Genomic DNA, 1,793 nt, shown 5'->3' with positions numbered 1-1,793 from the left:
TCTGGAGTGATAAAGCCGAAGCCTTTAGAATCGTTGAACCACTTGACTGTACCTGTTGCCATAATGCATCTTTCAAATAAAAAAAATCACACGAGTCATAAAGCAAGAAACATCAAAATCGCTGCTCCTACCTAGATACTCACTTCAATATTGACAAGAAAAATTTCTTTGCTTGCAATACATGTCATTGTTCTCGGAAAAAAATACAAGGTCAAGCGATTTTTGACGGGCAAACATCTTTTATTGCGCAAAATCGAACAAAATGCTCTTGATTTGATCTTGGCTGATGCCATCTGCGAACAGGAAAGAAAACGCGTAATATCGAAGCAAATGCATATTGCACATCAGTTTTGAGGCGTTGTGCCTGAAGTCGAACAGATTAGAATGGACGCATGGCAACCAAGCATGAAAATGGCACTCTCATAGAGAGGCGTGAACAGAAACTGAAGGCGCCACCGATGTATCAGGTGCTGTTGCTCAACGACGATTACACGCCGATGGAATTTGTGGTTGCGATTATTCAGGAGTATTTCAACAAGGATCGCGAGACCGCGACGCATCTGATGCTCAAGGTTCATCGCGATGGCAAGGCGGTATGTGGCGTATATTCGAAAGACATTGCGTCGACTAAAGTGGATCTTGTTTTAACGCACGCCCGTAAAGCGGGGCACCCCCTGCAATGCGTGATGGAGGAAGTATGATTGCCCAGGATTTGGAAGTAAGTTTGCACATGGCTTTTGTCGAAGCCCGCCAGGCCCGACATGAGTTCATCACCGTTGAGCATTTGTTGCTTGCCCTGCTGGACAATCCATCTGCAGCAGAAGTTTTGCGTGCATGTGCGGTCAACATCGACGATTTGCGCAAAACATTGTCTAATTTTGTCACGGACAATACGCCGACAGTGGCCGGCACGGGGGAGGTCGATACCCAGCCGACGCTCGGTTTTCAGCGCGTAATACAGCGTGCGATCATGCATGTGCAGTCGGCTTCGAATGGCAAGAACGAAGTCACCGGTGCCAATGTTCTGGTCGCCATTTTCGGCGAAAAGGATTCGCACGCGGTGTATTACCTGCACCAGCAGGGCGTGACGCGCCTGGATGTGGTGAATTTTATCTCGCATGGGGTGCGCAAGGACCAGCCTTCCGATCCACAAAAGCCATCGGACGGCGCTGAAGAAGCGCAGGGCGAAGCGCAGCAGAAGGAAAGCCCGCTCGACCAGTACACGCAAAATCTCAACAAGGCCGCAGCCGAAGGCAGGATCGACCCGCTGATCGGGCGCGAATCGGAAGTCGATCGCGTGATCCAGATCCTGTGCCGCCGCCGCAAGAACAATCCGCTGCTGGTAGGCGAGGCCGGGGTCGGCAAGACGGCGATCGCCGAAGGCCTGGCGTGGCGCATCACGCAGGGCGACGTGCCTGAAATCCTCAGCAACGGCATTGTGTATTCGCTCGACATGGGTGCCTTGCTGGCCGGCACCAAGTACCGCGGCGATTTTGAGCAGCGCCTGAAGGCGGTGCTCAAGCAGCTCAAGGACAATCCGAACGGGATCCTGTTCATCGATGAGATCCATACCATCATCGGCGCCGGCTCGGCGTCCGGCGGCACGCTGGACGCTTCCAACCTGCTCAAGCCGGCGCTTGCCAATGGCCAGCTGAAATGCATCGGGGCTACCACCTACACCGAATTCCGCGGCATTTTCGAGAAGGACCACGCGTTGTCGCGGCGCTTCCAGAAAGTCGATGTCAACGAGCCGACGGTGGAGCAGACGGTGCAAATCCTGCGCGGCCTGAAGT

The 1,793-nt window shown here is 53.2% G+C and carries 3 protein-coding genes; 2 read left to right on the top strand and 1 reads right to left on the bottom strand.

Annotated features, from left to right (window positions below; genetic code table 11):
• On the bottom strand, nucleotides 1-62 hold a 62-nt coding region (locus WAL33_RS07415; protein ID WP_422179990.1), incomplete at its 3' end, for a cold-shock protein.
• Nucleotides 63-392: 330 nt separating this feature from the next.
• Between WAL33_RS07415 and clpS the strand changes: the two genes are divergently transcribed.
• Together clpS and WAL33_RS07405 are read left to right on the top strand one after the other, a co-directional pair.
• Nucleotides 393-701, top strand: coding sequence for an ATP-dependent Clp protease adapter ClpS (gene clpS, locus WAL33_RS07410; RefSeq protein ID WP_422179988.1), 309 nt, complete (start codon nucleotides 393-395; stop codon nucleotides 699-701).
• The coding region (locus tag WAL33_RS07405; protein ID WP_422179986.1) for a Clp protease N-terminal domain-containing protein at nucleotides 698-1,793 on the top strand (1,096 nt) is incomplete at its 3' end. The genes clpS and WAL33_RS07405, both read left to right, overlap by 4 nt.

This window comes from Caulobacter sp. (assembly GCF_049283275.1).
GTDB lineage: Bacteria > Pseudomonadota > Alphaproteobacteria > Caulobacterales > Caulobacteraceae > Caulobacter.
Note: the sequence above shows the minus strand (reverse complement) of the source record. Positions and strands in the feature narration are given on the sequence as shown.

Excerpts from the sequence above, each read along its gene's own strand:
- clpS (WP_422179988.1), top strand. The coding sequence starts at position 393 with ATGGCAACCAAGCATGAAAATGGCACTCTCATAGAGAGGCGTGAACAG.